General features: G+C 33.4%; 25 protein-coding genes and 1 tRNA gene. 15 read left to right on the forward strand and 11 right to left on the reverse strand.

The features are described from left to right. Positions 1-4: 4 nt before the first annotated feature. Entirely contained in the window at positions 5-3,199 is a 3,195-nt protein-coding gene (locus tag ACFQ0I_RS03695) for a SusC/RagA family TonB-linked outer membrane protein (RefSeq protein WP_379939446.1), read from the reverse strand. Between the two features lie 182 nt (positions 3,200-3,381). On the opposite strand from ACFQ0I_RS03695, the gene ACFQ0I_RS03700 reads away from it, so the two are divergent. From ACFQ0I_RS03700 to ACFQ0I_RS03715, 4 genes are all read left to right on the forward strand, one after another. Beyond that, positions 3,382-4,653: a D-alanyl-D-alanine carboxypeptidase/D-alanyl-D-alanine-endopeptidase gene (locus ACFQ0I_RS03700; RefSeq protein ID WP_379939448.1), complete on the forward strand. Its 1,272-nt coding sequence runs from the start codon at positions 3,382-3,384 to the stop codon at positions 4,651-4,653. 164 nt (positions 4,654-4,817) lie between these two features. Beyond that, positions 4,818-5,240: an OsmC family protein gene (locus ACFQ0I_RS03705; RefSeq protein WP_379939450.1), complete on the forward strand. Its 423-nt coding sequence runs from the start codon at positions 4,818-4,820 to the stop codon at positions 5,238-5,240. A 53-nt stretch (positions 5,241-5,293) separates the two neighbouring features. Further along, positions 5,294-6,982: a single-stranded-DNA-specific exonuclease RecJ gene (recJ, locus tag ACFQ0I_RS03710; protein ID WP_379939451.1), complete on the forward strand. Its 1,689-nt coding sequence runs from the start codon at positions 5,294-5,296 to the stop codon at positions 6,980-6,982. A 104-nt stretch (positions 6,983-7,086) separates the two neighbouring features. Beyond that, positions 7,087-8,352, forward strand: a complete 1,266-nt coding sequence (locus tag ACFQ0I_RS03715; protein WP_379939454.1) for an MFS transporter — start codon at positions 7,087-7,089, stop codon at positions 8,350-8,352. On the opposite strand, the gene ACFQ0I_RS03720 is transcribed toward ACFQ0I_RS03715, so the two are convergent. Both ACFQ0I_RS03720 and ACFQ0I_RS03725 read right to left on the reverse strand, forming a co-directional pair. Next, positions 8,349-9,101, reverse strand: a complete 753-nt coding sequence (locus ACFQ0I_RS03720) for a UDP-2,3-diacylglucosamine diphosphatase (RefSeq protein WP_379939456.1) — start codon at positions 9,099-9,101, stop codon at positions 8,349-8,351. The two genes, ACFQ0I_RS03715 and ACFQ0I_RS03720, sit on opposite strands and share 4 nt — an antisense overlap. A 227-nt stretch (positions 9,102-9,328) precedes the next feature. Beyond that, a complete protein-coding gene (locus tag ACFQ0I_RS03725) occupies positions 9,329-9,781 on the reverse strand; it encodes a 6-pyruvoyl trahydropterin synthase family protein (RefSeq protein ID WP_379939458.1) in 453 nt (150 codons plus the stop codon). A gap of 115 nt (positions 9,782-9,896) precedes the next feature. On the opposite strand from ACFQ0I_RS03725, the gene ACFQ0I_RS03730 reads away from it, so the two are divergent. After that, positions 9,897-10,538: a 2OG-Fe(II) oxygenase gene (locus ACFQ0I_RS03730; RefSeq protein WP_379939459.1), complete on the forward strand. Its 642-nt coding sequence runs from the start codon at positions 9,897-9,899 to the stop codon at positions 10,536-10,538. Between the two features lie 100 nt (positions 10,539-10,638). Here the strand turns inward: ACFQ0I_RS03730 and ACFQ0I_RS03735 are convergent, their stop codons facing one another. The 3 genes from ACFQ0I_RS03735 to ACFQ0I_RS03745 are packed head-to-tail and all read right to left on the reverse strand — an operon-like array spanning position 10,639 to position 12,675. Further along, the gene (locus ACFQ0I_RS03735; RefSeq protein WP_379939461.1) at positions 10,639-10,815 is read right to left on the reverse strand and encodes a hypothetical protein; all 177 of its coding nucleotides are present in this window, start codon (positions 10,813-10,815) and stop codon (positions 10,639-10,641) included. A 28-nt stretch (positions 10,816-10,843) separates the two neighbouring features. Next, positions 10,844-12,178 carry an MATE family efflux transporter gene (locus tag ACFQ0I_RS03740; protein ID WP_379939464.1) on the reverse strand — a complete coding sequence of 445 codons (1,335 nt, stop codon included), beginning with the start codon at positions 12,176-12,178 and terminating at the stop codon, positions 10,844-10,846. Then, positions 12,175-12,675: a GNAT family N-acetyltransferase gene (locus ACFQ0I_RS03745; RefSeq protein WP_379939466.1), complete on the reverse strand. Its 501-nt coding sequence runs from the start codon at positions 12,673-12,675 to the stop codon at positions 12,175-12,177. The genes ACFQ0I_RS03740 and ACFQ0I_RS03745 overlap by 4 nt, the downstream gene beginning before the upstream one ends. Positions 12,676-12,721: 46 nt before the next feature. Here ACFQ0I_RS03745 and ACFQ0I_RS03750 point away from each other — a divergent pair, with 46 nt between their 5' ends. From ACFQ0I_RS03750 to ACFQ0I_RS03785, 8 genes are all read left to right on the forward strand, one after another. Further along, positions 12,722-13,516, forward strand: coding sequence for a universal stress protein (locus ACFQ0I_RS03750; RefSeq protein ID WP_379939469.1), 795 nt, complete (start codon positions 12,722-12,724; stop codon positions 13,514-13,516). A 6-nt stretch (positions 13,517-13,522) separates the two neighbouring features. Continuing rightward, positions 13,523-13,596: transfer RNA gene (locus ACFQ0I_RS03755), tRNA-Ala, on the forward strand. 536 nt (positions 13,597-14,132) lie between these two features. Then, positions 14,133-14,363, forward strand: coding sequence for a helix-turn-helix domain-containing protein (locus ACFQ0I_RS03760; protein WP_379939471.1), 231 nt, complete (start codon positions 14,133-14,135; stop codon positions 14,361-14,363). 80 nt (positions 14,364-14,443) lie between these two features. Continuing rightward, a complete protein-coding gene (locus ACFQ0I_RS03765) occupies positions 14,444-15,652 on the forward strand; it encodes a primase-helicase family protein (protein WP_379939473.1) in 1,209 nt (402 codons plus the stop codon). A gap of 208 nt (positions 15,653-15,860) precedes the next feature. Further along, entirely contained in the window at positions 15,861-16,721 is an 861-nt protein-coding gene (locus tag ACFQ0I_RS03770) for a toprim domain-containing protein (protein WP_379939475.1), read from the forward strand. After that, on the forward strand, positions 16,699-17,214 hold the full coding sequence (mbpA, locus tag ACFQ0I_RS03775) for a mobilization protein MbpA (RefSeq protein ID WP_379939477.1): 516 nt from the start codon (positions 16,699-16,701) through the stop codon (positions 17,212-17,214). The genes ACFQ0I_RS03770 and mbpA overlap by 23 nt, the downstream gene beginning before the upstream one ends. Continuing rightward, positions 17,211-18,068 (forward strand): relaxase/mobilization nuclease domain-containing protein, encoded by an 858-nt coding sequence (locus tag ACFQ0I_RS03780; RefSeq protein WP_379939480.1) that lies wholly within the window; start codon positions 17,211-17,213, stop codon positions 18,066-18,068. The genes mbpA and ACFQ0I_RS03780 overlap by 4 nt, the downstream gene beginning before the upstream one ends. Positions 18,069-18,085: 17 nt before the next feature. Next, a complete protein-coding gene (locus ACFQ0I_RS03785; RefSeq protein ID WP_379939482.1) occupies positions 18,086-18,400 on the forward strand; it encodes a DUF6730 family protein in 315 nt (104 codons plus the stop codon). A gap of 123 nt (positions 18,401-18,523) precedes the next feature. Here the strand turns inward: ACFQ0I_RS03785 and ACFQ0I_RS03790 are convergent, their stop codons facing one another. Beyond that, positions 18,524-18,700 carry a hypothetical protein gene (locus ACFQ0I_RS03790; RefSeq protein WP_379939486.1) on the reverse strand — a complete coding sequence of 59 codons (177 nt, stop codon included), beginning with the start codon at positions 18,698-18,700 and terminating at the stop codon, positions 18,524-18,526. 231 nt (positions 18,701-18,931) lie between these two features. Between ACFQ0I_RS03790 and ACFQ0I_RS03795 the strand changes: the two genes are divergently transcribed. Together ACFQ0I_RS03795 and ACFQ0I_RS03800 are read left to right on the forward strand one after the other, a co-directional pair. Then, positions 18,932-19,996: an HNH endonuclease domain-containing protein gene (locus ACFQ0I_RS03795; RefSeq protein ID WP_379939489.1), complete on the forward strand. Its 1,065-nt coding sequence runs from the start codon at positions 18,932-18,934 to the stop codon at positions 19,994-19,996. Further along, complete coding sequence (locus tag ACFQ0I_RS03800) at positions 19,989-20,849, forward strand: HIT family protein (protein ID WP_379939491.1); 861 nt, start codon at positions 19,989-19,991, stop codon at positions 20,847-20,849. Before ACFQ0I_RS03795 ends, ACFQ0I_RS03800 begins: the two co-directional genes overlap by 8 nt. Before the next feature lie 12 nt (positions 20,850-20,861). Here ACFQ0I_RS03800 and ACFQ0I_RS03805 read toward each other — a convergent pair whose 3' ends face one another. The 4 genes from ACFQ0I_RS03805 to ACFQ0I_RS03820 form a co-directional block, all read right to left on the reverse strand. Continuing rightward, positions 20,862-21,095, reverse strand: coding sequence for a helix-turn-helix domain-containing protein (locus ACFQ0I_RS03805; RefSeq protein WP_379939493.1), 234 nt, complete (start codon positions 21,093-21,095; stop codon positions 20,862-20,864). A 433-nt stretch (positions 21,096-21,528) separates the two neighbouring features. Further along, positions 21,529-22,389 (reverse strand): HipA domain-containing protein, encoded by an 861-nt coding sequence (locus ACFQ0I_RS03810; RefSeq protein ID WP_379939495.1) that lies wholly within the window; start codon positions 22,387-22,389, stop codon positions 21,529-21,531. A 58-nt stretch (positions 22,390-22,447) separates the two neighbouring features. Beyond that, positions 22,448-22,762 carry a HipA N-terminal domain-containing protein gene (locus ACFQ0I_RS03815; protein ID WP_379939497.1) on the reverse strand — a complete coding sequence of 105 codons (315 nt, stop codon included), beginning with the start codon at positions 22,760-22,762 and terminating at the stop codon, positions 22,448-22,450. 2 nt (positions 22,763-22,764) lie between these two features. Continuing rightward, positions 22,765-22,974: a type II toxin-antitoxin system Y4mF family antitoxin gene (locus tag ACFQ0I_RS03820; protein WP_106659579.1), complete on the reverse strand. Its 210-nt coding sequence runs from the start codon at positions 22,972-22,974 to the stop codon at positions 22,765-22,767. Positions 22,975-23,258 lie beyond the last annotated feature (284 nt).

The following is a 23,258-nucleotide window of genomic DNA, read 5'->3' on the forward strand; positions in this document are numbered from 1 at the left end:
AATTTTAAAATTTGAATGAAACACTAAACGAATATGATTCTGCCAACGGAATGCTTCTTCCTGTAAAGCCATTAATATTACTTCCGGCGCTATAATCGCTTCCTTCGGGATCATACCCATCAAAAGGTGTCCAAATTAAAATATTGTTAGCACTTGCATTAAGGGTAATATTATCAATACTCTTACTTATAAGATTTCCTTTTAAGGTGTATGATAATCCTATGTTTCTAAGTTTAACCCAAGAAGCATCCTGTAGTAGTACTTCGGCATTTCTTCTCCAATATGCGGTGGTGTTAAAAAGATTATACAATGCAGATGATGTAGGCGATGTGTCGACCACCGTAGTATTTGTAATATAAGCACCCGCATTGTTAGGATCTGCCATTACACCATCAAACACGTAAGTGTCGTTTTCTCTAAATTGCAAGGTATATTCTGAACTACCCATTCTGTTGTTAATATAACTAGTCCATGAGTATTTATCACCGCCTTTTTTCCATTCAAATAAGAAATTAAAATTAAAATTTTTCCATTTTATTGTATTGCCAAATCCCATGGTAAAGTCTTCGGTAGAATTCCCAACAATTACCTTGTTATTAAAATCTGTAGTTGGTAAACCATTACTTCCAAGTATTAATTCGCCATCTTCGGTTCTATTGGAAAGGTATCCATAAATAGATCCAATGCGATCGCCTTCTTTAGGTTGTAAATATAAATTTGCTCCTGTTGGGTCTGGATCTGGGGTTACAAAATCGATATAAGGCACATCGTCTGGTAAGCTTGTAACTTTACCATCATTTTTAGAAAATGTATAATCGATAGAATAAGTAAAGTTGTTTGTTTTTATAATATCGCCGCTTATTAATATTTCATGACCAAAGGTGTTATACGTTCCTGCATTTCTTAAGTAAGACGTATAGCCAGAGGTTGGAGGGGTGTTTACAGGGAAAATAGCGTCGGTTACTTTATTGTTAAAATAGGCGTAATCTATACGCATACGATTATTGAAAAAGCGGAAATCGGCACCAAACTCCCAGCCTTTTGTTCTCTCTGGGCGTAAATTAGGGTCGCTAGACTGGTCGTCCAGTTCATAACCACCCACACCATTCCATGGGAAATCGCTATCTACAGAAAAATAAGGGCGACCACTTAAACCAAATCCAGTTCCATTACCTGCTTCGGCATAGGCAACACGTATTTTTCCAAATGAAAAGGCAGAATTTGAATCTTTTGAAAACAAACTATGAATATCGTAAGCTAAACTAGCAGAAGGGTAGAATACAGAATTGTTTTTAAACGGTAGCGTTGATAGCCAGTCGTTTCTTCCTGTGAATGTTAAAAAAAGCTGATCGTATAGCCCTACTTTAAGTTCGGCAAAAACACCAACTTCTCTGTAGGTTGTAACATCGTTTGATACAGCAAAGCCTGTTTGTGTGTTACTTATGTGGTTTACACGAGGGAATAATAAATCTTCGCCGTATTGTCTATTAGACACCCATTGTTTATCAGACACTTGATTACCTAAAAGTAAAGATGAGGTAATGTCATTTGAAAAATCGTGGGTAAAATTGACTAAAAGGTTCGATTCTAAGCCTGTGAAATTCACATTTTGATTGACAATGAATCCGTTTTCGCCAGCACCTTCATCTAAATCTGGAGCCACGAAACGGTTAAAAATAGAATTGTAATTATCTATTTGGGCCGAATAACTTACGTTAACCCATTCCGTTGGAGACCATATAAGTTTTGTATTGGCAAGCCAGCGATTAGAATCTTCGTTTAACGAACTATATTTGGCATTGTACAATGGGTTGTCAATAAATCCAGGGTATGGATTTCTTCTAGAACCATCAGGATTTAAAAAGTCTGATATAGGAAATGTTGGTGTCCAATACCCAAGAGCAGACATAATAGATTTGTCGCCTCCTGTTGGTTTTCGTGAATCTGATTTGGAATAACTTATAGAAGCATCCATTCTAAAAGAATTTGTTGCTTGGTATCCAGAATTTAATCTAATGGTAGTTTTGCCATAATCGGTTCCAGGAATAATGCCTTCTTCACTGGTATTTGAAGCAGAGGCAAAATAATTAAATTTATCTGAAGCTCCAGAAATGCTAACATTCACATTCTTATCAATCCCAGTATTAAATACATCGTCAAAAGGGTTGTAAGATCTATCGTTCGATAAATCTACCACGGTACCGTTATACTCAAAGCTGTCATCGGTGTATCTAACTCCCCAAGAATATGGACCATTACCACTACCTACACCAGTTAAGGTATAACCATCTTCTGTTTCGGGCGTGTAAAGTCTGTATGGTCTTCCATATCTTCCTTCTCTAAAAACATATTGTAAATTGGGGGTCTTTTTTACATTACTCGAAGAGATTGAGCTAGAAACAACTATTGATGCTTTACCTTCTTTTCCTTTTTTGGTGGTAATAATAATAGCACCATTAGCAGCTCTAATTCCATATAAAGCGGTAGCAGCAGCACCTTTCAAAACGTTGAATGATTCAATGTCGTCTGGATTTATATCGTTAGACCGCGATGTCGCAGAGTATTTTTCGCTGCTAGACACCCAGGCATTTTCTCCGCTACCTGTTAAATTTGGCACGTAAGAATCGTTGTTAATAGCAACCCCATCTACAACAATTAAAGGTTGGCTACTTACCGATGGACTCATAGAAGAAAGTCCTCTAATGGTAATATCAAAACCACTACCTACAGACCCTGAAGTTTTGGATATTTTTAAACCTGCAACCTGACCTTGTAATGCAGAAATTGCATTGCTTCTTCCGGCGGTATTAACATCACCTGCCTGAATGGTGGTAGCAGAATATCCTAATTCTTTTTCATTTCTTTTAATACCAAATGCTGTAATTACTACTTCATCAAGTTTACTGGCGTCTTCTTCTAAGATTACATTTATTAAAGCCTTTCGGACCAATACTTCTTTGGTCTTAAAACCTAAAAATGAAAATATTAATAAATCACCTTGTTTTGCCGAAATTTTATATTTCCCGTCAAAATCTGTTGCCGTTCCGCCACTTGAGTTTTGCACTTGAATATTAACACCTGGGAGAGGTACATTAGAAGCATCTGTTACCGTACCACTAACCGTAATGTTTTGGGCAAACAAGGCAGTATATGCGGTCGTAAAAAAAACAAGAAAAAGGAGGGTCGTTTTTTTTTTCATATAAAGAAAATTAGATTGTTATTCACTCAAATATATAAAAAAACTGACCCTATTTTTCTGTCATATAATACGTTTTTATTCAAAAAGCTTACATTTTTATCAATAAACTCAATTTTTTTTGATAATTATGTCAATGAGATAAAATTGAAATTTGTAAGATCCTGATAAATGCCAAATTCGTTATGCGTCGATTAAAAAGAAGTATCATTTTAATATGTTTTGCGGTACTAATTTGTGGGTGCAAACCTACTTTTGTCTCTAAGAAACTCTCTGAAGAGATAAACAACGATTTTTTTAACAACCAATTTACAGGAATATTGGTATATAATCCCAAAACAAAAGACACCATTTTTAAGTATAATGCCGATAAATTTTTCGTGCCTGCAAGCAACGCTAAAATTTTCACACTATATTCCGCATTATCGCTATTGCCAGAAAAAATACCAGCCTTTAAATACAGTGTAAAAGAAGATGGCATCAGTATTTTAGGTACTGGCGACCCTACTTTTTTACACCCATATTTTAATGATAGTACCGCCTTAAAAATGGCTGAGAAATTTAAAAAAGTAAATCTAGTTCTAAACAATTTATCGGAAGACAAATTCGGTCCTGGTTGGGCTTGGGAAGATTATGACGCTTATTTTAGTCCGGAGAGAAGTAGTTTTCCAATGTATGGTAATGTGCTAACAATTAGCAATCAAGATAGTTTAAAAAGTATCCCAAGTACTTTAAAAAATAACATTCAATTGTCGAAGGCTCCAAAACGCAGAAAATATAATGAAAACTCGTTCTTTTTTAATGCCAATGAAAAAGAAACCATAGAAGTTCCTATGGTTATTGATACGATTTTAGTTTCCAAATTATGGAACGCTATTTTACCAGAAAAAGTTTCTTTGTCTAATTATTCGGGTGAAAAAATGGAGCATATTGCTTATAGTGTTCCTTCGGATTCTTTGTATAAACGAATGATGCTTGTTAGTGATAACTTTTTGGCAGAACAAATTTTGATTCTTGCATCGTCAACAATTTCAGATACATTAAGTCCAGCGGCGATTAGAGTCCTTGTGTTAAATAATCAATTACAAGATTTAAAACAAAAACCCCGCTGGGTGGATGGTTCTGGTTTAAGCAGATATAATTTGTTTACACCTACATCGTTTGTTCAAGTTTTAGATAGATTGTACAAAGAACTTCCTCAAGAACGTTTGTTTAATTTATTTCCTGTAGGGGGACAATCTGGTACCATAAAAAATTATTATAAGGGCAACACAAAACCATACCTCTACGCAAAATCTGGGTCGTTAGATAATAATTACTCCTTAAGCGGGTACTTATTAACAAATTCAGGAAAAACCTTAATTTTTAGTTTTATGAACAATCATTTTACGGTGCCAACGGCTGAAGTAAAGAAACGAATGCAAGCTGTTTTCGAGTGGCTTCGCGATAATTATTAGGGTGTTTTTTTATGTTGAAAGCGTTAAAAAGGTACTGATTAGAAAAGTGATGCAGATGTAAAAGTAAAGCGTTAATAAAAAGCTATTAATGGCTGCCATAAAGGTTATTTTTTAAATTAATATGTAGTATTTTTGAGGTTTCGAATAACCTAAAAATTATAAAAATGACGAATCTTATAACAACAACTTGGTTGGGTAACATGAAGTTTGAAAGCACCAATCCTTCAGGGCATAACTTGTTTATTGATGCAGGTCCAGAAAACGACGGACATGGTGAAGGCTACCGCCCCAAAGCATTAATGTTGTCGGCATTAGCGGGTTGTTCAGGATTAGACGTGGCGTCACTTATAAAAAAAATGAAGCTGGATGTTGCCGATTTTAAAATAGACATTGAAGCAAATCTTACCGAAGAGCATCCAAAATATTACGATAAGGTGGCGATGCATTTTCATTTTTACGGCGACCAATTAAGCGAAAAGAAACTTCAAAAAGCGGTCGATTTATCGGTCGAGAAATATTGCGGTGTTATGGAAATGTTTCGTCAGTTTGCCACAGTATCTATCGAAACACATTTTCATAAAAAATAAATCACAGCACCAAAATTTATACTTTCTAAACTTGTAACTTTTCAATTAATTACATGCGCTGGACTTTAAAACCCAAACCTGAAACGAAAAAACTGGAAGCACTGCAAAAAGCACTTCAGGTAGATGAGGTAATCGCTGCTTTATTGTTGCAACGTGGTGTTGAAACTTACGAAGAGGCGAAAGCTTTTTTTAGACCAAGTTTAGACAATTTACATGATCCGTATTTAATGAAAGATATGGATAAAGCTGTTGCCAGAATTGAAAGGGCATTTGCTAATAAAGAGAATATTTTGGTTTATGGCGATTATGATGTGGACGGCACAACTGCCGTGGCTTTGATGTCGTCGTACCTGAAATCGAAATACAACTTAGTTTATACCTATATTCCTAATAGATATGATGAGGGTTATGGCATTTCTTACAAAGGCATCAATTTCGCATTAGAGAATAATTTCACACTCATCATTGCGCTCGATTGCGGTATTAAGTCTGTCGATAAAGTCGCTTATGCCAAAAAATTAGGCATCGATTTTATTATTTGCGACCACCACAGGCCAGGAGACGAAATACCGGATGCTGTTGCTGTTTTAGACCCTAAAAGAGACGATTGTACTTATCCCTATAAAGAATTATGTGGTTGTGGCGTTGGTTTTAAATTATTGCAGGCACTTGCTCAAAAAGACGGGAAAACTATTGATGATTTAACCGAGTACTTAGATTTAGTGGCCGCTGCAATTGGCGCCGACATCGTACCTATTGACGGCGAAAATAGAGTGCTAGCCTATTTTGGGTTGTTAGTAATAAATACCAATCCAAGACCAGGCATTAAAGCCATTCTCGATAAAGTTGAAAAGACAGAGTTAACCATTACAGACGTCGTTTTTATTGTGGCTCCCCGAATCAATGCTGCCGGACGTATGGAGCATGGGAATTATGCCGTAAGATTGTTAACCGAAGAAGATGAAGCCTTAGCCAACAAATATGCTGAAGAGATTAATGATTATAATTTGGAACGACGTGAAACAGATAAACAAATTACAGAAGAAGCTCTTAAGCAAATTGAAGAACAAAACGAACAGGACCGCCTTACTACTGTTGTTTACCATAAAGATTGGCATAAAGGCGTTATTGGTATTGTGGCTTCTAGATTAACCGAAACCTATTACAGACCTACCTTAGTTTTTACAAAAAGTGGCGATAAATTGGCGGCTTCGGCACGTTCGGTTCGCGATTTTGATATTTATAATGCTATTGAAGCCTGTAGTGAATATATTGAACAATTTGGTGGCCATAAATACGCAGCAGGATTAACGCTTTTAGAAGAAAATTATGAAGCGTTTAAACAAGCTTTTGAAGTTGTCGTATCAAAAACCATAGATAGAAACCTGTTGACGCCCGAAATTAAAATTGATACTAAAATAGATTTACAAGATATAACGCCCAAATTTTACAGAATATTAAAACAATTTGCTCCGTTCGGACCAAGTAATATGACACCTGTTTTTATGACCGAAGATTTATTAGATACCGGTTATGGAAGGTGTGTTGGTGAAGACAAGACGCATTTAAGAATAACGGTTAAACAGCCTCAATCGAATAGTTTAGTGGCTATTGGTTTTGGCATGGGAGATAAACTTAATATTATTTTAAACGGACAACCATTTAAAGCCGTTTACTCTATAGATGAAAACGAATGGCAAGGCAATGTCTCGTTACAACTTAAATTAAGGGATATTAAGTAATTTTAGTTTTTAAAAAATAAAATACATTTACCATATCCTGCAAGGATTTTATAAGCGTGTAGGTATTAATAAAACAGATTCCCGCTTTCTCAGGGATATAAAATATGGCAAAAACAGATCCTTATGCTGCTTTAAGAATAAAAGAATTTAATATCTTTTTGCTATTGCGCTTTGCATTAGTCTTTGGTTGGTCTATGCAGTTTATTATTATTGAGTGGGAAGTTTATAGAATCACAAAAGATCCTTGGGCTATTGGTTTAATAGGATTAATGGAAATTATTCCGGCGTTTACCATGGCTTTATTTGCGGGTCATATAGTAGACCAAAAAGAAAAAAGAAACCTTCTAGCCATCTGTATTGCCGCTTTTTCATTAATTAGTTTTGGGTTGTTTTTATTAACATGGCCAGAAATCGTTGCAGAATGGTCTACCAAAACCATTTTATACAGTATTTATGCATTGGTGTTTTTTGGCGGGTTTTTGCGTTCCTTTTTTGGACCAACCATATTTAGTTTGGTGGCGCTAATTGTCCCAAAAAAAATATACCCAAATGCCGCTACTTGGAGCAGTTCTACATGGCAAGTGGCATCTGTTTTAGGACCTGCATTTGCAGGTTTTTCTATTAAATGGATTGGCGTGCATTGGGCATTATGTATTGTGTTTGGGTTGGTAATATTTTCGTTGATGGTGTTGTTGTTTATTAAGAGGAAGCCCATATTAAATCCGAAAATTGGCGAGCCAGTGATTGAAAGTTTAAAAGAAGGGGTTCGGTTTGTATTTAAAACAAAAGCTATTTTAGGCGCGATTTCCTTAGATATGGTAGCTGTATTATTTGGTGGTGCCATTGCTTTACTGGCAGTTTATGCGCAAGATATTTTAAAGGTTGGCGCCGAAGGTTTTGGTATTTTAAGAGCAGCGCCTGCTGTAGGAGCGTCTATAACAATGCTGTTTACGGCATATCTTCCAATTAGTAAAAATGCAGGGAAGAAATTATTAGGGGCTATTTTCGGCTTCGGAGTTTGCATTATCGTTTTTGGGTTTTCAACCATATTTTGGGTTTCTGTATTAGCATTATTTTTTAGCGGTGTTACCGATGGGGTTTCGATGGTAATACGGCAAACCATTTTGCAAATAAAAACCCCCGACCATATGCGTGGAAGAGTATCGGCAGTAAACTCGATGTTTGTTGGCTCTTCGAATGAATTGGGTGCTTTTGAAAGTGGCTTAACGGCAAAACTAATGGGAACTGTTAATGCCGTAATTTTTGGAGGTACGATGACGTTGTTAATTGTTCTAACCATTGGGGCAAGAAACAAAACGCTTAGAAACCTAGATTTAACTAAAGATTTGGAAGAACACGATAGAGATTAATATTCTTTTAACTCAAAAGTATCGCCGTTAAAAACACCGTAGGTATAATATTGAATCCAATCGCCTAGATTGATGTATTTTGATGTTGCATTAAGTGAAATTTCTAAAGGTAAATGGCGGTGCCCAAACACAAAATAATCGTAATGTTTTTGGTTTAATTTTTCTTTAGAATATTGTACTAACCATTCGTTTTCTTCTCCTAGAAATTTCGCGTCGTCATCACCCGAAATAAGTTTATTTTTTACAGACATGTATTGGGCGATACGCATCCCGATATCTGGGTGTATCCATTTAAATAACCACTTAAATACAGGATTCGTAAACACTTTTTTCATGCGTTTATACCCTTTGTCTCCAGGACCTAAGCCATCGCCATGACCAATAAAAAACGTTTTGTTATTAAAGGTGAATTCTTTAGGTTGGTGAAATACAGGGATGTTTAATTCTTCTTTAAAATAGCCATTCATCCATAAATCGTGGTTACCAACAAAAAAGTAGATAGGAATTCCGGAATCGGATATTTCGGCTAGTTTACCAAGGGTTCTTGTAAACCCTTTTGGTACCACGGTTGTATATTCGAACCAAAAGTCGAATAAATCGCCTACCAAAAATATGGCTGCTGCATCGTGTTTTATACTGTCTAACCACGCCACAAATTTCTTTTCACGCGGGCGAGAAGCTTCGATGGTTGGTGCTCCCAGATGGTTATCGGAGGCGAAATATATTTTTTTTCCTTTGGGAATATTCATGGGGTAAATATAAATAAATTAGCCACAAATGCACGAATATTTGTTTTAGAACTAAACGTAGCTGACAAGCGCGTTAGGGATTGCAGCGGTATCCTTTTTAAAACGGGCTAGTAATAAACTAACTTTCTTGTAAATAATTGACAGATAGCAACGTTGCTCACTCCTCGCTATAATGTTTTAAAAAGATTTAGCGGAAAGCCCGACCTGAAAGGGAACGCCCAAATATTTTAAATATTATCGTAAGCGTACCATTCGGCAAAAGAACTATCGGTTTCCTGAAGCTTTAGGGAATGTAAATCGATATTTTCGGGTAAACGGCGCTTTATTTTTTTTGCAAAATCTACTACCATCATTTCGCTGGTTGGTTGATAATCTACCAGTAATACGTTGTGTCCGCGTTCTTCGAGTTCTTTAGCTAGCTCGACGTGTGGCGTGTTTTTGTTGAAAACCGTAGCATGATCGAATACGTTAACAATCTCTTCTTTTACAATTTTTTTTAAATCGCCAAAATCTATAACCATGCCGTACTTTACATTGGTTTTATCTGAAATTGGTTTTCCTATAACAGTAACCGAGAGTTTGTAACTGTGACCGTGTACGTTTTTGCACTTGCCATCGTAACCGTAAAGTGCATGGCCAGTTTCGAAAGAGAATAGTTTTGTAATGCGAATAAAGCTCATTATAGATGAATTTAAGATGCAAAGATAATCGTTTTGTAAAAGCAATACGATTTTAGATTACATTTGACGGCTAATTGGCGTTTTTTATGAAATATCCAATATAAATGCGCGAATTATGAGTCATCTTTTTGAAGCTATTGATTTTGTTGAAAACTCACTATACGAACAGATAATTTCGGATATAGGAACACAACAGTTTAGTATTGTTGAAGATTTTTTTACAAGCGATGAGGTGTTGCTTTTAAGACAATCGCTTTTAGAAAAGTACGATGAAGATGAGTTTAAAAAGGCGGCAATTGGTAATAGATTGAACGAAAGTATTGTAAAATCTATTAGAGGCGATTTTATTTTGTGGATGGACGAATTGAACGCAGATGCTACCGAAACGGTGTTTTTTAATAAGATTAACGATTTAGTTGGCTATTTAAATACCACCTGTTTTTTAGGGATTTTACACAAAGAATTTCATTACGCCATTTATCCGAAAGATACTTTTTATAAGAGGCATATTGATACCTTTCAGAATGATGATAGGCGCAAATTATCGTTTGTTTGTTATTTAAATGAAGACGGTTGGTTACCAGAAAATGGCGGTGAACTGGTCTTGTATTTAGATGAAAACGGTAAAGAAACTGAAAAAGTTATTTACCCATTTCCAGGGCGCGTGGTAATTTTTGAAAGTCAGATAATTGAGCACGAGGTAAAACCTGTGCATACCAAACGCTTTAGTATAACGGGTTGGTTAAAAACGCGTTAATTAGCGTCTTTTTCTACGGTTAACAAAATAAACAATTATTAAAACAAGGGCTAGCACTAGAAACAATCCGTTTCCACTTATAAATGACATAATATCCATATTATTCTTTATTAATTCTGTTTTTATTGTATCTGTAAATAAAATAAGCTAACAATACAAGAATTACAAAAGGCAACATAGAGCCAATAAAAACACCTATTTCATATTCTTTATTAGGTGCGTTCTGTATTTTTTCTTTAATGTTGATGTCTTGCAATAAAGCCCAAAAAAGCTGCATATTATAAGCTTGTTATTTTATTACAAAGTTAGTTGTTTTGTGAAAGTGGCCTAAATGTTTTTCTAAATTTCACAATTAAAGGAATCCCTCTAGCAATAATCCAGAATGTAAGTGCAATAAAAATACCATGTAGTTTATAACCTATACTATCTAACCAAAAAAGAATGGGTATAAAAACGATGAATGTAGAAAATAGCAATACATTTCTTAAGTGCTTCATGTTGCCTAACCCTTTAAAAATGCCATCAAAAATAAACGCTATGGCGCATAAAGGTTGCATGAGTAGAATAATCCAAAAAGAATCGTAAAAAAGGGATAAAACTTCGGGGTCTTTTGAAAAAAGACGTCCTAATGGATAATAGAATATGGCTCCAATTAGAGCCATGGCAATACCGATACCAATACCATACTTTATTAATGTATTACTTAATTTAAGAAGCGAGCTATACGCTTTAGCACCCAATAATTTTCCAGATAAAATATTACCAGCACTCGCATAACCATCTATAAAAAAAGCACAAAAAAACCACAAATTTATTGCTATCGTGTAGGCTGCAATATATGCTGCCCCGTAACCTGTAGCAAAACGCGTAGCAAAATAAAGTGTTATGTTTAATGCTAAGGTTCTAACAAACAAATTGAGAATCATGATAATGAATCGGTTAATTTCTTTGTTTAAAGGAAAACTTAATCTTAAGGGAATGCTTGTTTTTTTAAGTAAATAATAGGCCGATAATAAGGCCATTAAACATTGTGCGGCTAGACTTGCATAAGCAGCTCCTTTAATATTCATGGCAGGAATGTAATTTTGAATACCAAATACTAGAATATAGTCTAAAACAATATTTGTTAAGGCACCAATAATGGCAATAATCATGGGGTAATACGTATTTTGTAAGCCTCTAAACGTGCCAAAAACTGCCATGGTAAATAAGGTGAAAGGAAAACCGAAAACACGTATTTTATAATAATCTACGCTATATTCTAAAATTAAATTGGAGGCATTATAAAGTTTAAAAATATGTTTGGCGAAGGGATAAGTAGATAGAATAATTAAAATGCTTAACGAGGTAATTATAAAAATAGCCTGAGCAGGTAAGTTTTTTACTTTTTCTAGTTTATTAGCGCCTACATATTGAGAAACTATCGATGAAATAGCACTTCGTGTTTGCCCTAAAACCCAAATAATCATAGAAATAAATGCGCCAACAATTCCAACAGCGGCTAAAGATTCGGTGGCATTTACATTAATATTTCCAATGATGGCCGTATCTGTAATTGATAAGATAGGTTCTGATATGCCTGCAATTAAAGCGGGAATTGCTAATTTATTGATGTGTTTTAGACTAATATTTATACTCATATAATAAGTTCGTAACAATAAAAAGGATATTCGCTTTGTTTCGGGAAATAAATACCTTCTAAACGTTTATAGCCTCTTTGTTCGTAAAATGTTAGGTTTCGTTTGTTTTGCGAAAAAGTATCTAATCTAATGGATGTATAATTGTTTTCTCTAGCATAAGATTCTGCAAAACTCATGAGTTCTTGAGCGTAACCACGCGCTTGATAATTAGGATGTATCGCTAACCTATGAATGTAAATATTGTTAGTATTGGGTGTAAGCCATTTTAAGGGTTTGTAAAAAGGATCCATAAAGGTTGATATGGTAATGCAGCCAATAATGGTTTGGTGTTTTTCTAGAACAAACAATTCGTTGCGTTTTACATCTTCTACAAACACTTCTTTATTAGGATAGTGTTGGTTCCATTGCAAGATATTTTTTTCAATTAATTGAGCAGCGCAGGCTTTTGTAAGCTCTAAAATTTTATCGATATCTGCGTAAGTTCCTTTACGAATCATTTATTTGATTACTTTTGCATCAAAATTAAGTCGAAAATTTTTAATCATGAAAAATATATTAGTACCTGTTGGAGCATCAACAAACGCCTTAAGTAATTTACAATACGCTGTAGATTTCGCTGAAGCCTTTGGAGCAAAACTTTATGTTGTTCAAGTCTATAATGTATATACCAAAGCAGGCACCATGATAAAAATAGATCATATTTTGGAGCAAGATACGTTAGATTATTTAAACGATTTGGTATCTAAGGTTAATACAAAAAATGTTGAAATTATTGTAAAAGCGCTTAAAGGAAAGTTTGTAGATACTATAGAATTGGCGTGTAAAGCAGCAGAAATTGATTTAATTTTAATAGAACCTAGAATTTATTCTGAAGATGAAGACTTGTTTTTAGGAAAAACATCAGGAAAAATCGTTAAGCAAACTACCATTCCTACCTTAATTATACCAGATGGCTATGTTTATAAGCCTATCGAAACTATTTTAATGGCAGTAAAATCGGCTCTAATAAAAAAAGAAGGCGTTTTAAACCCGTTAAAAGCAATAAAAGATAATTTTAAGGCTGTTGTAAATCTTTTGTTAGTAAAAACTCCATATTATTCTGAAGGAGATTTTAATATAAACGATGAATTGTCTAATATTGTATCGGAAATAAGTTATTCTGAAAACCCAACCACTTATCATGGTGTTTTAGAACATTATAAGTCGCACAATCCAGATATGCTTTGTGTAGTTAGAAGAAAAAGAGGGTTTTTTATGAAAAAATGGGAGAAAAACCAGATTTATAAAAAAGATTTTAACAGTAGCTTACCTGTTTTAGTGTTAAGCGAATTAAAATAATTAAATGGGGATGTAGCTCAGTTGGCTAGAGTGCTTGACTGGCAGTCAAGAGGTCGTGGGTTCGAATCCCATCTTCTCCACAGTGATAGCAAGGCTTTACAAGGTTTTACCTTTTAAAGCCTTTTTAATTTGCACGCAATTTGCACGCGCTAGAAGCATTTAATTAAATTTGCATCCATTTGATGCCAATTGGTTTAATTTGTTTTCATTTAGTTTCATTTCATCTTAAATGTTTACTTTTTAATAATTTTTTACGATGTAATGTTTTGTAATTAAATATGTTATAATTATCAAAATCTGCGTTTTCAAACCTCACCATTTATCAAAACCCGTGAATTCCATTGTTAATAACTCAAAAACTGCCATAAAATGTCAGTTTTTGCTCGTTTAATTTGTTGCCATTTGTAGCCATATGACATAAAAAAAAATTCTACTCCAAAAATACCATTAAATTTGTTGCTGTTTGTGTTAATTTGTTGTATGTCAAATATTTGTGTATAACTAAACTATTTTATTTTTTCTTTCAACAGCCACGTTTTATACCTTTATTACCATAATCCCGTAAGGGAAAGCAAAAGCGCTTTTGTTCATTTTATTAATCTATAAAACAATAAAAATGGACACTATTTTAATACTAGAACGATTAGATCGTTTAGAAAAACTACTTATAGGAAGCAAAGAGGTCTTGACCTTTGACGAAGCTAGTGACTATACTGGCATATCCAGAAGCTACCTTTATAAACTGACAGCTTCAGGAAGAATTCCACACTCTAAACCAAACGGGAAAATGCTCTTTTTTGAGAAGAAGAAACTTGAGGATTGGTTACTTCAAAATGGAAGGGAATAATACTTCATAGACTTTCAAAATTCAAAACAAATTAGTTTAACCCTATACCATGATTTAATTGTGGTATAAAAACAATTATTATGGAAAAGATACCCTATGTACGTGTTGGCACCTCTTATTATAAACTTGTAAAGGCACCAACCATAGCCGGACATTTTAACGAGATCCTTGTGCATTGGAACATGGAAACCATCAAACAGGATCATGGTAAAGACCATTTAAGTAAAATTCCGAAATACGATGGCTTTACCTGTATTCCAAGCCATATAAATTTTAAACAGGAATATTTAGGGTTTTATAACATCTATTCCCCTTTGGGCAAAGGGCCCAAAGAGGGAGACATCTCTTTGTCCTTAAAATTTGTAAAACACATCTTTGGTAAACACTACGAATTGGGCTTGGATTATCTACAGCTATTATATCTAAAACCCATTCAGGTACTTCCTATCCTTTGCCTCGTCTCCAAGGAACGCTCCACGGGAAAAAGTACCTTCTTAAAATGGCTCAAGGAAATCTTTGAAAACAACCTGACCTATTTGACCAATGACAGTTTTAGCAGCCAGTTCAATGCCGATTGGGCGAACAAACTTTTAATCTGTATTGACGCAGTTCTGTTCAATAAAGAAGAGCTCACAGAGCGTATCAAATATTTGAGCACTACTAATATAAATAAGCTGGAAGCCAAAGGCAAGGATAAACGTGAAGTGGAATTCTTTGGAAAGTTTATTCTGTGTAGTAACAATGAAGACAATTTTATAAAGATTGATGCCAATGAGACCAGATTTTGGGTAATTAAAATCCCAACCGTTGATAAAGAGCAAACCAACTTCCTTGAAAACCTAATCAAGGAAATTCCAGCTTTTATGCATTTTTTATCAAACAGAAAACTAAGCTCTAGGCATTTAACCCGGATGTGGTTTACAGCACACCAAATTAAAACCCAAGCATTGGTAAAACTGGTTCAGAATAATCGTAATCGGGTTGAAAAGGAGCTGGCGAGTATTCTTATGAGTGTGCTTGAAAAATTCGATATAGAGACTGTAGATCTCTGTCCAATGGATGCCTTGTTAGCACTCAACAAAACCCGAGTGAAAACAGATTTGACACAATTGCGAAAATTACTGAAAACAGATTGGAAATTAAACAATCAGGAGAACTCGAACAAATATCAAAAATTTGTGATTTGGACCGATGGCGATATGACTTTGGTGGATGCTAAAGGCAGATATTTTACCGTAGAAAAGGATTTCTTGACCAAAAATTTTGATGAAACGATGACGGAATCGTAAAACCCCAATGTTTATAAGGGCTAAGACTGTCATCAAACTGTCATCATTTTGTCATCAAAAAAAATAATGATGATAGAAAAGAGGTTGAAAAAAACATAAATGATGATGTGATGACAAATCGATGATGGATTAAACCCAGTGATATAAGGGCTTTAGAGGGTATTGTCATCAAATCATCAAAAAAAAACAGCTAAAAAACCATTGGCTTATGAAAAGAAAAATAAATTGTGAAACAGCCCGTAATTTTTCAGTGGTAAAGGCACTGGAAAAATTAGGGCACTTTCCAAAAAAGACAACGGAAAAAGAAGCTTGGTTTCTGAGTCCTTTCAGGTCAGAAGCCCAAGCCTCTTTTAAAGTCTCTAAAACCAATAACCGATGGTACGACCATGGCGAAGGTGTAGGTGGTAACGTGATAGATTTAGTTTGTAAGATTTTAAAATGTTCCATAAAGGAAACCTTGGACTATTTAAACAATGGCATAACAAATTTTTCATTTCAGCAGCAAAAGGTTTTTAATGATAATGAAATCCAGATTGATATAACCAAAATTCAAGAGTTAACACATCCTGCCTTAATTCAATATCTAAGTTCCAGGGGAATTTCAATAGCCATTGCCAAGGCCTATTGTAAAGAGGTTTGGTATGGGTATAAAAATGCTCATTTTTTTGCCATCGGATTACAGAACCACAAAAATGGCTGGGAGTTGCGAAACAAGTTCTATAAAAACAGCAGCAGCCCAAAATCGTATACATCTCTTAAAAACAATCATAAGCAATTAATCATTTTGGAAGGTATGTTCGATTTGTTATCACTTGCCACCATAGATGAAGATACGATGAACATTTCAGACATTATTATTTTAAACTCCATCGCATTTATTAAACAGATAGAAAAACACATAAGTAAATACGAATTGGTGCAACTCTATTTGGATAATGACAACGCTGGAAAAAAAGCTGCTCAATATTTAATCAGTACATACAATCATGTCATTGATAAAAGTTCATTCTATAAAAACCATAAAGATTTAAACGACCTATTAAGCCATGAAAAAGGAAGAGAAAAATGATTTTTATTTTAAAGATGAACCGAAGCAGATTCTAATGATTCCTACTGAAGTAATCGGTCAATCAGATAGTTTGGAACTTGATTTGGAAAAGGATCTATCGGAAAACGAAAAGCTTGTGGGTAGGAATTCGAGATGTGTGCCTGTGGACACATTCTCGTTTGCTCCCCTTGGTCGCAAAGGAAAAAAAGTGTTTAAGGGGAAAGGTGACCTCGTTAAGTTTCGATGCTCCGTTTATGAAAAGAAGCTGTTGAATGTGAAGGCAACCAGTTGCGGATTGAGCTTAAGTGAATACATTCGGCGTAGCCTATTTCAAATAGAAATCACGGAACGTTTTACGGATGAACACATCGCACTTTATAAAATGCTGATTAAATACCACAACAATTTTAAGTCCATAGGCAACATGTTCAAAAAGCGGAATCCTAAATTGACCCAAGAAGTCTATGATTTGGCGAATGAAATTAAAGTACATCTTAAAAAATTCCAGGAATGATAGGAAAAGGAAAGAGCATATCACATACCAAAGCTTCCATGTCCTACGGATGGGATCAGGAAAAAGATGCCGAAATTGTTCTAAAGGAATTCCTGTATAGCGATTCTCCGGCAGAAATCACCAAAGAGTTTAAAATGCTCCAGGACCAGAATCACAACTGTACAAAGAACACGATATCCTTTATAATCAGTCCAACGATAGAAGATGGCAAACGATTAGAAACAAAGGATCTGAACGAAATCACAAAACGTTTTATAAATGAAATGAAATTAGGAGAACGGCAAGCCATTGCCTTTGTACATAAGGACAAAGAACACCGCCACATCCATTTATATGTGAACCGGATTGATTTTAATGGAGTTGCCTACAACGACAGTTTTATAGGGAAACGCAGTCAGCTGGCTGCTGAAAAAGTGGCGGAACAAATGGGATTGACCACCGTAAAACAAGTCCAGTTTGAAAAGCAATTTAATTTAGGGGAAATCCGATCAGAAATTAAACGCCGTCATGATCTGACGATGAAACAATTTAAACCTAGATCCTTTGATGATTATGTAAAGACAATGCAGGTTAATGGGGTAAAAGTGATTCCAACTATTAACAACCAAAACAAGTTACAGGGCTTTCGGTTTGAGTTCAATGGGCATAACCTAAAGGGCAGTGAAATCCACCGAAATATGTCCGTTGGTAATATTGGAAAACAAATATCAAGCATTCAAGGTAAAAGTATTTTAAAAGAAAACAATGTAAGTATCAAACTAGCTGGTAAAGTGGTTGACCTGACACCGAGTTTAGCCCTGAAGATTACAAAGTTTATTATTAAAAAAGCAATACAAAAAGGAATCGGATATTAAATTTAAAAACAGCAACTATGACAAAGCTTGAAGAATTAACAGCACTCTTAGTTAATGAAATCAATGATTTTAACAAGGGCGTTGAAAAACTAGAAAAAATCAGTGAGCAAATAAACTCGACCAAAATCAAAATGGATTTAACCGAGTACAAATCCATCATTGAAGAACATCAGAAACAAATGAGTATTCATAAAAACATGATGGAAGGTTTTGAAAATCGTTTCAACAATAAAATAAAGGAAGCTAAAATATATCCTTCTTGGGCTGTTGTGGTTTTTGTAATTTGTATTGTGGTAACTGTTGTATCAATATCAATGTTGATTTTAAAATAGTATAAAATTCCGGAATAAAATTCAGTAATGGGCCATAAAATTAGTTAGTCTTAAAAGAAAGAATTCTACATTCCTAACACCTCTAAACTGTGTTCTAAAGGCTTTGATTTTAATTTATAGAAATCAATTTTTTGAAAGATTTTCTTTTAATTTTACTATACTTTCTTTCAAATAAAAAAACGCATTACCCCGTTTTTCAAATTCAAGGTTACCTTGAATTCTATAGTGCATTAAATCACAGCCTTTTATATTTGCAGCTTTTTGTGTTTCCTTACTCGAAAGCCATTTTTTTTGTTCCATAACTAAATTATTGATTAATTAAAATCGAAAGATTACAATTAAGTTACGACAAAAAAAGAAGATTGATTCCTTGATATTAATTTATCGTAAAATTAAAAAGTTTACTTGTTGATTTTTGTAGTGAATTACGTTAATTTTGAAAGATTACAGAATATTATGATAAAAATAAGAAATAAAAAAGTTGAGGGCATAATTTCTGAGATTATTGACAAATAACAAACTCAAAATTTGATGAACTTACCTTTTTCAGATACGTTATCAATAAATAAATTAGCTTCTTCATTTGCTAATACTTCAGCAACATATAAATTTTATTGGCTAATTTCAATTATTGAATTAGTTGAAAAAGGTCAATCAACTATTGACAAAAGAGCTATTTTTTCCAGAATGATAAGTAATTCTTGGTACACTGTAAATTATTTCCATGTTTCTTTCGGAAAACAAGATTTAATTCAAAATGCTGTAGAAAGTATTTTAAAATATGAAAACTTATCAATTGACATCAAAAAAGAAAAACTGATTACAATTTTAGAAAATTCAAACAAATTTGACACTCAAAAAACATTAAAACATTTTAATCTTAATGTCCCGCATTGGTTTTTATCTCCTTGGTTTCCAAAGTTAAAAGATGAAAATAATTATAATTACAAAAAAAGAATATATAATAGTTCTCAAAATTTTGAAAACGAATGCTTTTACGGATTATATGATGAACATGTAATAATAAATCCAATTTGGATAAATTATATTAAAACTAATGCAAAAATTCTCAAAGATTTTTGTTTTTGGAATTTAGCATTATTCCTTCAAACTAGAAACCCTAATGTTCCTGATATACCAAATAAATTAATTAAACCAGTCACTAGAAATGGACTAACCAAGCAGACAAATCAATACTGGAAATTAGTTTTTAAAGAATTAGGCTCAATCCAATGTATTTTTACAGAGACAAAATTATATTTTGATGCAAAGAATTATGCCCTAGATCATTTTGTGCCGCATGCATTTGTTTCGCATGATTTAATATGGAATTTGTTACCCATAGAAAAGAAATTTAATGCTTCTAAAAGTAATAAATTACCATTATTTGATAAATATTTTGATAAATTTTATGATTTACAAAAAGTAGCTTTTGAAATAAATAAACAACATAATTCAAAAAGTAGATATATGGATGAATACTTATCTATTTTTCCAAATATTGATAGTTTTGAAAAAGAAAATTTTTCAAATACAATTCAACCTTTAATCACAATTGCGAGTAATAATGGTTTTTTATTTATGAAGAATGAATAATCAAAATTCAAATAGCCATTTAACTGCAATTGAAAGAACTTCACTATCATATCCAGCTAGAATTGTATTAAATAAAAAAAAAATTATTGGGAAAGTTCTTGATTTTGGTTGCGGTATCGGAAAAGATGTTGAACTTTTAAAAAATAAAGGAATTGATATTATTGGGTATGATCCGTTTTATTTTCCAGAATTTCCAACCGAAAGATTCGATACCATTTTGTGCTTTTATGTTTTAAATGTTTTGCTTCCAGAAGAACAAGCAGAAGTTTTAATGAACGTTTCAAATCTATTAAAACCAAATGGGAAAGCATATTTTGCTGTTCGCCGAGATATTCAATACGAAGGATTCAGAATTCATAAAGTTCATAAGAAAGAAACGTATCAATGTTTAATTAAATTGGCTTATTCGTCCGTTTTTAAGAACGAAAACTGTGAAATATATGAATATGAGCATTACACAACTTTAAACAAAGGAAACGTAGATTTAAGTCCATTTTTAATTGGAGACGAAACAAGAGAATTAATCGTTGAAACCGCAACAGTTTTCTCGTTTTATGATAAATTTCCGGTTTCAAAAGGTCATTCTTTGATTGTTCCAAAAAGATTAGTTTCAAATTATTTTGATTTGAGTTTAAAAGAACAAACAGCTTGTTGGATTGTGGCAAATAAAGTAAAAACAATTATTCAAAAAAAATACAATCCTGATGGTTTTAATATTGGAATCAATATAAATGCAGATGCCGGTCAAACAATTTGGCATGCTCATATTCATATGATTCCAAGATATAATGGTGATGTAGAAAATCCAAGAGGAGGTATTCGAGCCGTTATCCCAAATAAAAAGGAGTATTAATGTTGTGAATTGTTATTCAAATAATTGATGCATTTCAATTTCGAATGCTTTTGGAAGTTTATTTATAATTTCTAGAGAAAAATTTCTTCTGCCTGCTTCAATACTAGGAATATATGTTCTATCTAAATCAGAAATCTCTGCTAATTTTTCTTGTGAATATCCATTAGAAACCCTCAATTGTTTAACTCGTTTCCCGAAATTTACTTTAATATCTTCCATGAAGGGAAATTCGTCTATTGTAGACAATTGTACAATAGACTATTGTCTACTTTTTCGCTATTGGATAGTGAGGGAAACGTAAATCAATTGAGGTGTATAAAAGTGAGCATAGTTGTATACTTAAAGTCCGTGGTTATCAGAAAATGGGTTTTCAACTCAATTATTAAATCGCTATAAATAGAGTAACTGGCTTTAGTCCATAGAAACAGGTGTGTGGATTTATAAAAGCCATATCCATGAAAGAAATTCCATAGAGTAGATATAGATTTTTTAATAATCGCACACCTAAAAATGCAAAAAACAACTTATTTTGCACATATAGAAATGCAATCCGGAACAATTACTAGAAAAATCGGCAGCAAGAGTACAACAAAGGCAGTAGCTGCTAAACGGTTTAAGTTTTAAAGTCTCAGGTTAAAAATTAATTTGAGAATTTTTTATTCATTACAGTAATTTCTAATTACTCAAACATTACTATTCTAGTTTCCAATAGCTTGAAATATTTTATTTTCATTTCATCAGAAAGAAAAGAAATTTCAAGTAATTCCTTCCATACAGGAATTGCTTTTTTCATTTGTTCTAGAATTAAAGTTATTGTTTTTTCGTTGAGTTGTAGTCTTTCTTTGGCGTAATAGTCAATAAAATCAGCTGATTTTAAATTACTTTTTTTTCCTTTCAAGGTGAGCGCTATTTCTTCATCGGGATTTTTAATAGCTATGGTAGAGTTCAGGAAATCATAAATGGGCGATAGCGTTGTTTTACCATTTTTAGTAATCAATGAAAAGTTTTTCAAGTGCATATCTTCATTTCCACTAACATAGCAAAAAAGTATTCTTTTGAAAAAATCAGCTTTTTCGATAGCAGGGAATGAACAATATTCGTCAAGTACTGGAATGAGTTTCTCCATTGTAAAACGGTATTTTGTATCTCTAGTATTTCCAGTTAATTGAGCAAAATCTTCTGTAGCCCATTTTTTTCCTTTACCATAGCGGTCAAAACGTTTAATAAAATAGGATAAACTACCATCTTTGCCATAAAGCATTCCGTGAAAAGGAACTTCTAAACCAAATGCTTTTGCCATTCGCATGGTTACATCTTCGTTCTCGGGTAATTGTGGGAATAAATCATTTTGTGGCTTTATGATATAGGTTCCAAATTGATCAACAATTTTAAATTCTTGATCTACTATAGAAACAGATGCACTAAGCTTTGGTTGTACTCCTTGAATGGATAGCTTTTTAGCTCTATTGGCGGCTTCTTGACGTAATTCTACTGCTGTATAAGGTAAATTGTTTAAGTGCGTTAATTTAGGGGCAATCATGCGTATTCCTTTTTCGCTATACTTATTCGTACCGCATAATTTGTATGTAATGGGGCATCTATTCATTTTCCAATAATTGAACTGTTACAGATCCTACTAAATCGTTTCCTGTAGCAATTAGTTGAGAGAAATAATCTTTTTTGTCGATTTTGGCAATGCGTAATAAACCTTCTAACATAACACCTTCAGGTAATAACCCTTCGAAAAAAGGAGGGAAGGATTTGTAGCTATACTTTTTGTTGTTAGTGGGCATAGTTAATGATACTGCTTCACCATCATAATTTTGATCGTACTCAAAATGATAGTCGTTAGCAGCTACTTCTGTTAAAATTCCAGCTCTTTTTCCGTGAGCCAATATTATTGCTTGTCTCATGATTATTTAGTTAATGGACTTTTGAATTCTACTTTAATGTTGAGTACCTGGAGTACTGCAAATAGATTATTTAATCTTACCGTTTCTTTGTTCTTTTCAATATCAAATACAGTTGTTTTACCAACTCCTGCTAAATTAGCTAGTTCCAGTTGGGTAAGTCCTGCTTTTTTTCGATGGTCTTTTATCAAAGCACCTAAATCAAAATCATTCATTTTATACTGTTTAGGCGGTAAAAATACGTAATTTAAATATTTAAAAATATATATTTTGTATAAAATTGTATTTTATTACTGTTATAGCAGTAAATTAAAGAAGATTTATAATTTTTTAAGAGTGAAAAAGTAAAAAACGCACTCAGTTACTGCTATAGTGGTAATTAATTATTATATTCCTTATGTTTCGCGATTCGCAAAACACGAATTTGTAATTATTTAAAGCATTATTCAAAAATTACAGCCTAAAATTACAATAGTAAAAGAAATTATCTCCTAATTTT

Source organism: Mariniflexile aquimaris, assembly GCF_042676825.1.
Classification (GTDB): Bacteria; Bacteroidota; Bacteroidia; order Flavobacteriales; family Flavobacteriaceae; genus Mariniflexile; species Mariniflexile aquimaris.

Coding starts and splice junctions, on each gene's coding strand:
- ACFQ0I_RS03695 (WP_379939446.1), bottom strand. CDS start 3,199: ATGAAAAAAAAAACGACCCTCCTTTTTCTTGTTTTTTTTACGACCGCA.
- ACFQ0I_RS03700 (WP_379939448.1), top strand. CDS start 3,382: ATGCGTCGATTAAAAAGAAGTATCATTTTAATATGTTTTGCGGTACTA.
- ACFQ0I_RS03705 (WP_379939450.1), top strand. CDS start 4,818: ATGACGAATCTTATAACAACAACTTGGTTGGGTAACATGAAGTTTGAA.
- recJ (WP_379939451.1), top strand. CDS start 5,294: ATGCGCTGGACTTTAAAACCCAAACCTGAAACGAAAAAACTGGAAGCA.
- ACFQ0I_RS03715 (WP_379939454.1), top strand. CDS start 7,087: ATGGCAAAAACAGATCCTTATGCTGCTTTAAGAATAAAAGAATTTAAT.
- ACFQ0I_RS03720 (WP_379939456.1), bottom strand. CDS start 9,101: ATGAATATTCCCAAAGGAAAAAAAATATATTTCGCCTCCGATAACCAT.
- ACFQ0I_RS03725 (WP_379939458.1), bottom strand. CDS start 9,781: ATGAGCTTTATTCGCATTACAAAACTATTCTCTTTCGAAACTGGCCAT.
- ACFQ0I_RS03730 (WP_379939459.1), top strand. CDS start 9,897: ATGAGTCATCTTTTTGAAGCTATTGATTTTGTTGAAAACTCACTATAC.
- ACFQ0I_RS03735 (WP_379939461.1), bottom strand. CDS start 10,815: ATGCAGCTTTTTTGGGCTTTATTGCAAGACATCAACATTAAAGAAAAA.
- ACFQ0I_RS03740 (WP_379939464.1), bottom strand. CDS start 12,178: ATGAGTATAAATATTAGTCTAAAACACATCAATAAATTAGCAATTCCC.
- ACFQ0I_RS03745 (WP_379939466.1), bottom strand. CDS start 12,675: ATGATTCGTAAAGGAACTTACGCAGATATCGATAAAATTTTAGAGCTT.
- ACFQ0I_RS03750 (WP_379939469.1), top strand. CDS start 12,722: ATGAAAAATATATTAGTACCTGTTGGAGCATCAACAAACGCCTTAAGT.
- ACFQ0I_RS03760 (WP_379939471.1), top strand. CDS start 14,133: ATGGACACTATTTTAATACTAGAACGATTAGATCGTTTAGAAAAACTA.
- ACFQ0I_RS03765 (WP_379939473.1), top strand. CDS start 14,444: ATGGAAAAGATACCCTATGTACGTGTTGGCACCTCTTATTATAAACTT.
- ACFQ0I_RS03770 (WP_379939475.1), top strand. CDS start 15,861: ATGAAAAGAAAAATAAATTGTGAAACAGCCCGTAATTTTTCAGTGGTA.
- mbpA (WP_379939477.1), top strand. CDS start 16,699: ATGAAAAAGGAAGAGAAAAATGATTTTTATTTTAAAGATGAACCGAAG.
- ACFQ0I_RS03780 (WP_379939480.1), top strand. CDS start 17,211: ATGATAGGAAAAGGAAAGAGCATATCACATACCAAAGCTTCCATGTCC.
- ACFQ0I_RS03785 (WP_379939482.1), top strand. CDS start 18,086: ATGACAAAGCTTGAAGAATTAACAGCACTCTTAGTTAATGAAATCAAT.
- ACFQ0I_RS03790 (WP_379939486.1), bottom strand. CDS start 18,700: ATGGAACAAAAAAAATGGCTTTCGAGTAAGGAAACACAAAAAGCTGCA.
- ACFQ0I_RS03795 (WP_379939489.1), top strand. CDS start 18,932: ATGAACTTACCTTTTTCAGATACGTTATCAATAAATAAATTAGCTTCT.
- ACFQ0I_RS03800 (WP_379939491.1), top strand. CDS start 19,989: ATGAATAATCAAAATTCAAATAGCCATTTAACTGCAATTGAAAGAACT.
- ACFQ0I_RS03810 (WP_379939495.1), bottom strand. CDS start 22,389: ATGATTGCCCCTAAATTAACGCACTTAAACAATTTACCTTATACAGCA.
- ACFQ0I_RS03815 (WP_379939497.1), bottom strand. CDS start 22,762: ATGAGACAAGCAATAATATTGGCTCACGGAAAAAGAGCTGGAATTTTA.
- ACFQ0I_RS03820 (WP_106659579.1), bottom strand. CDS start 22,974: ATGAATGATTTTGATTTAGGTGCTTTGATAAAAGACCATCGAAAAAAA.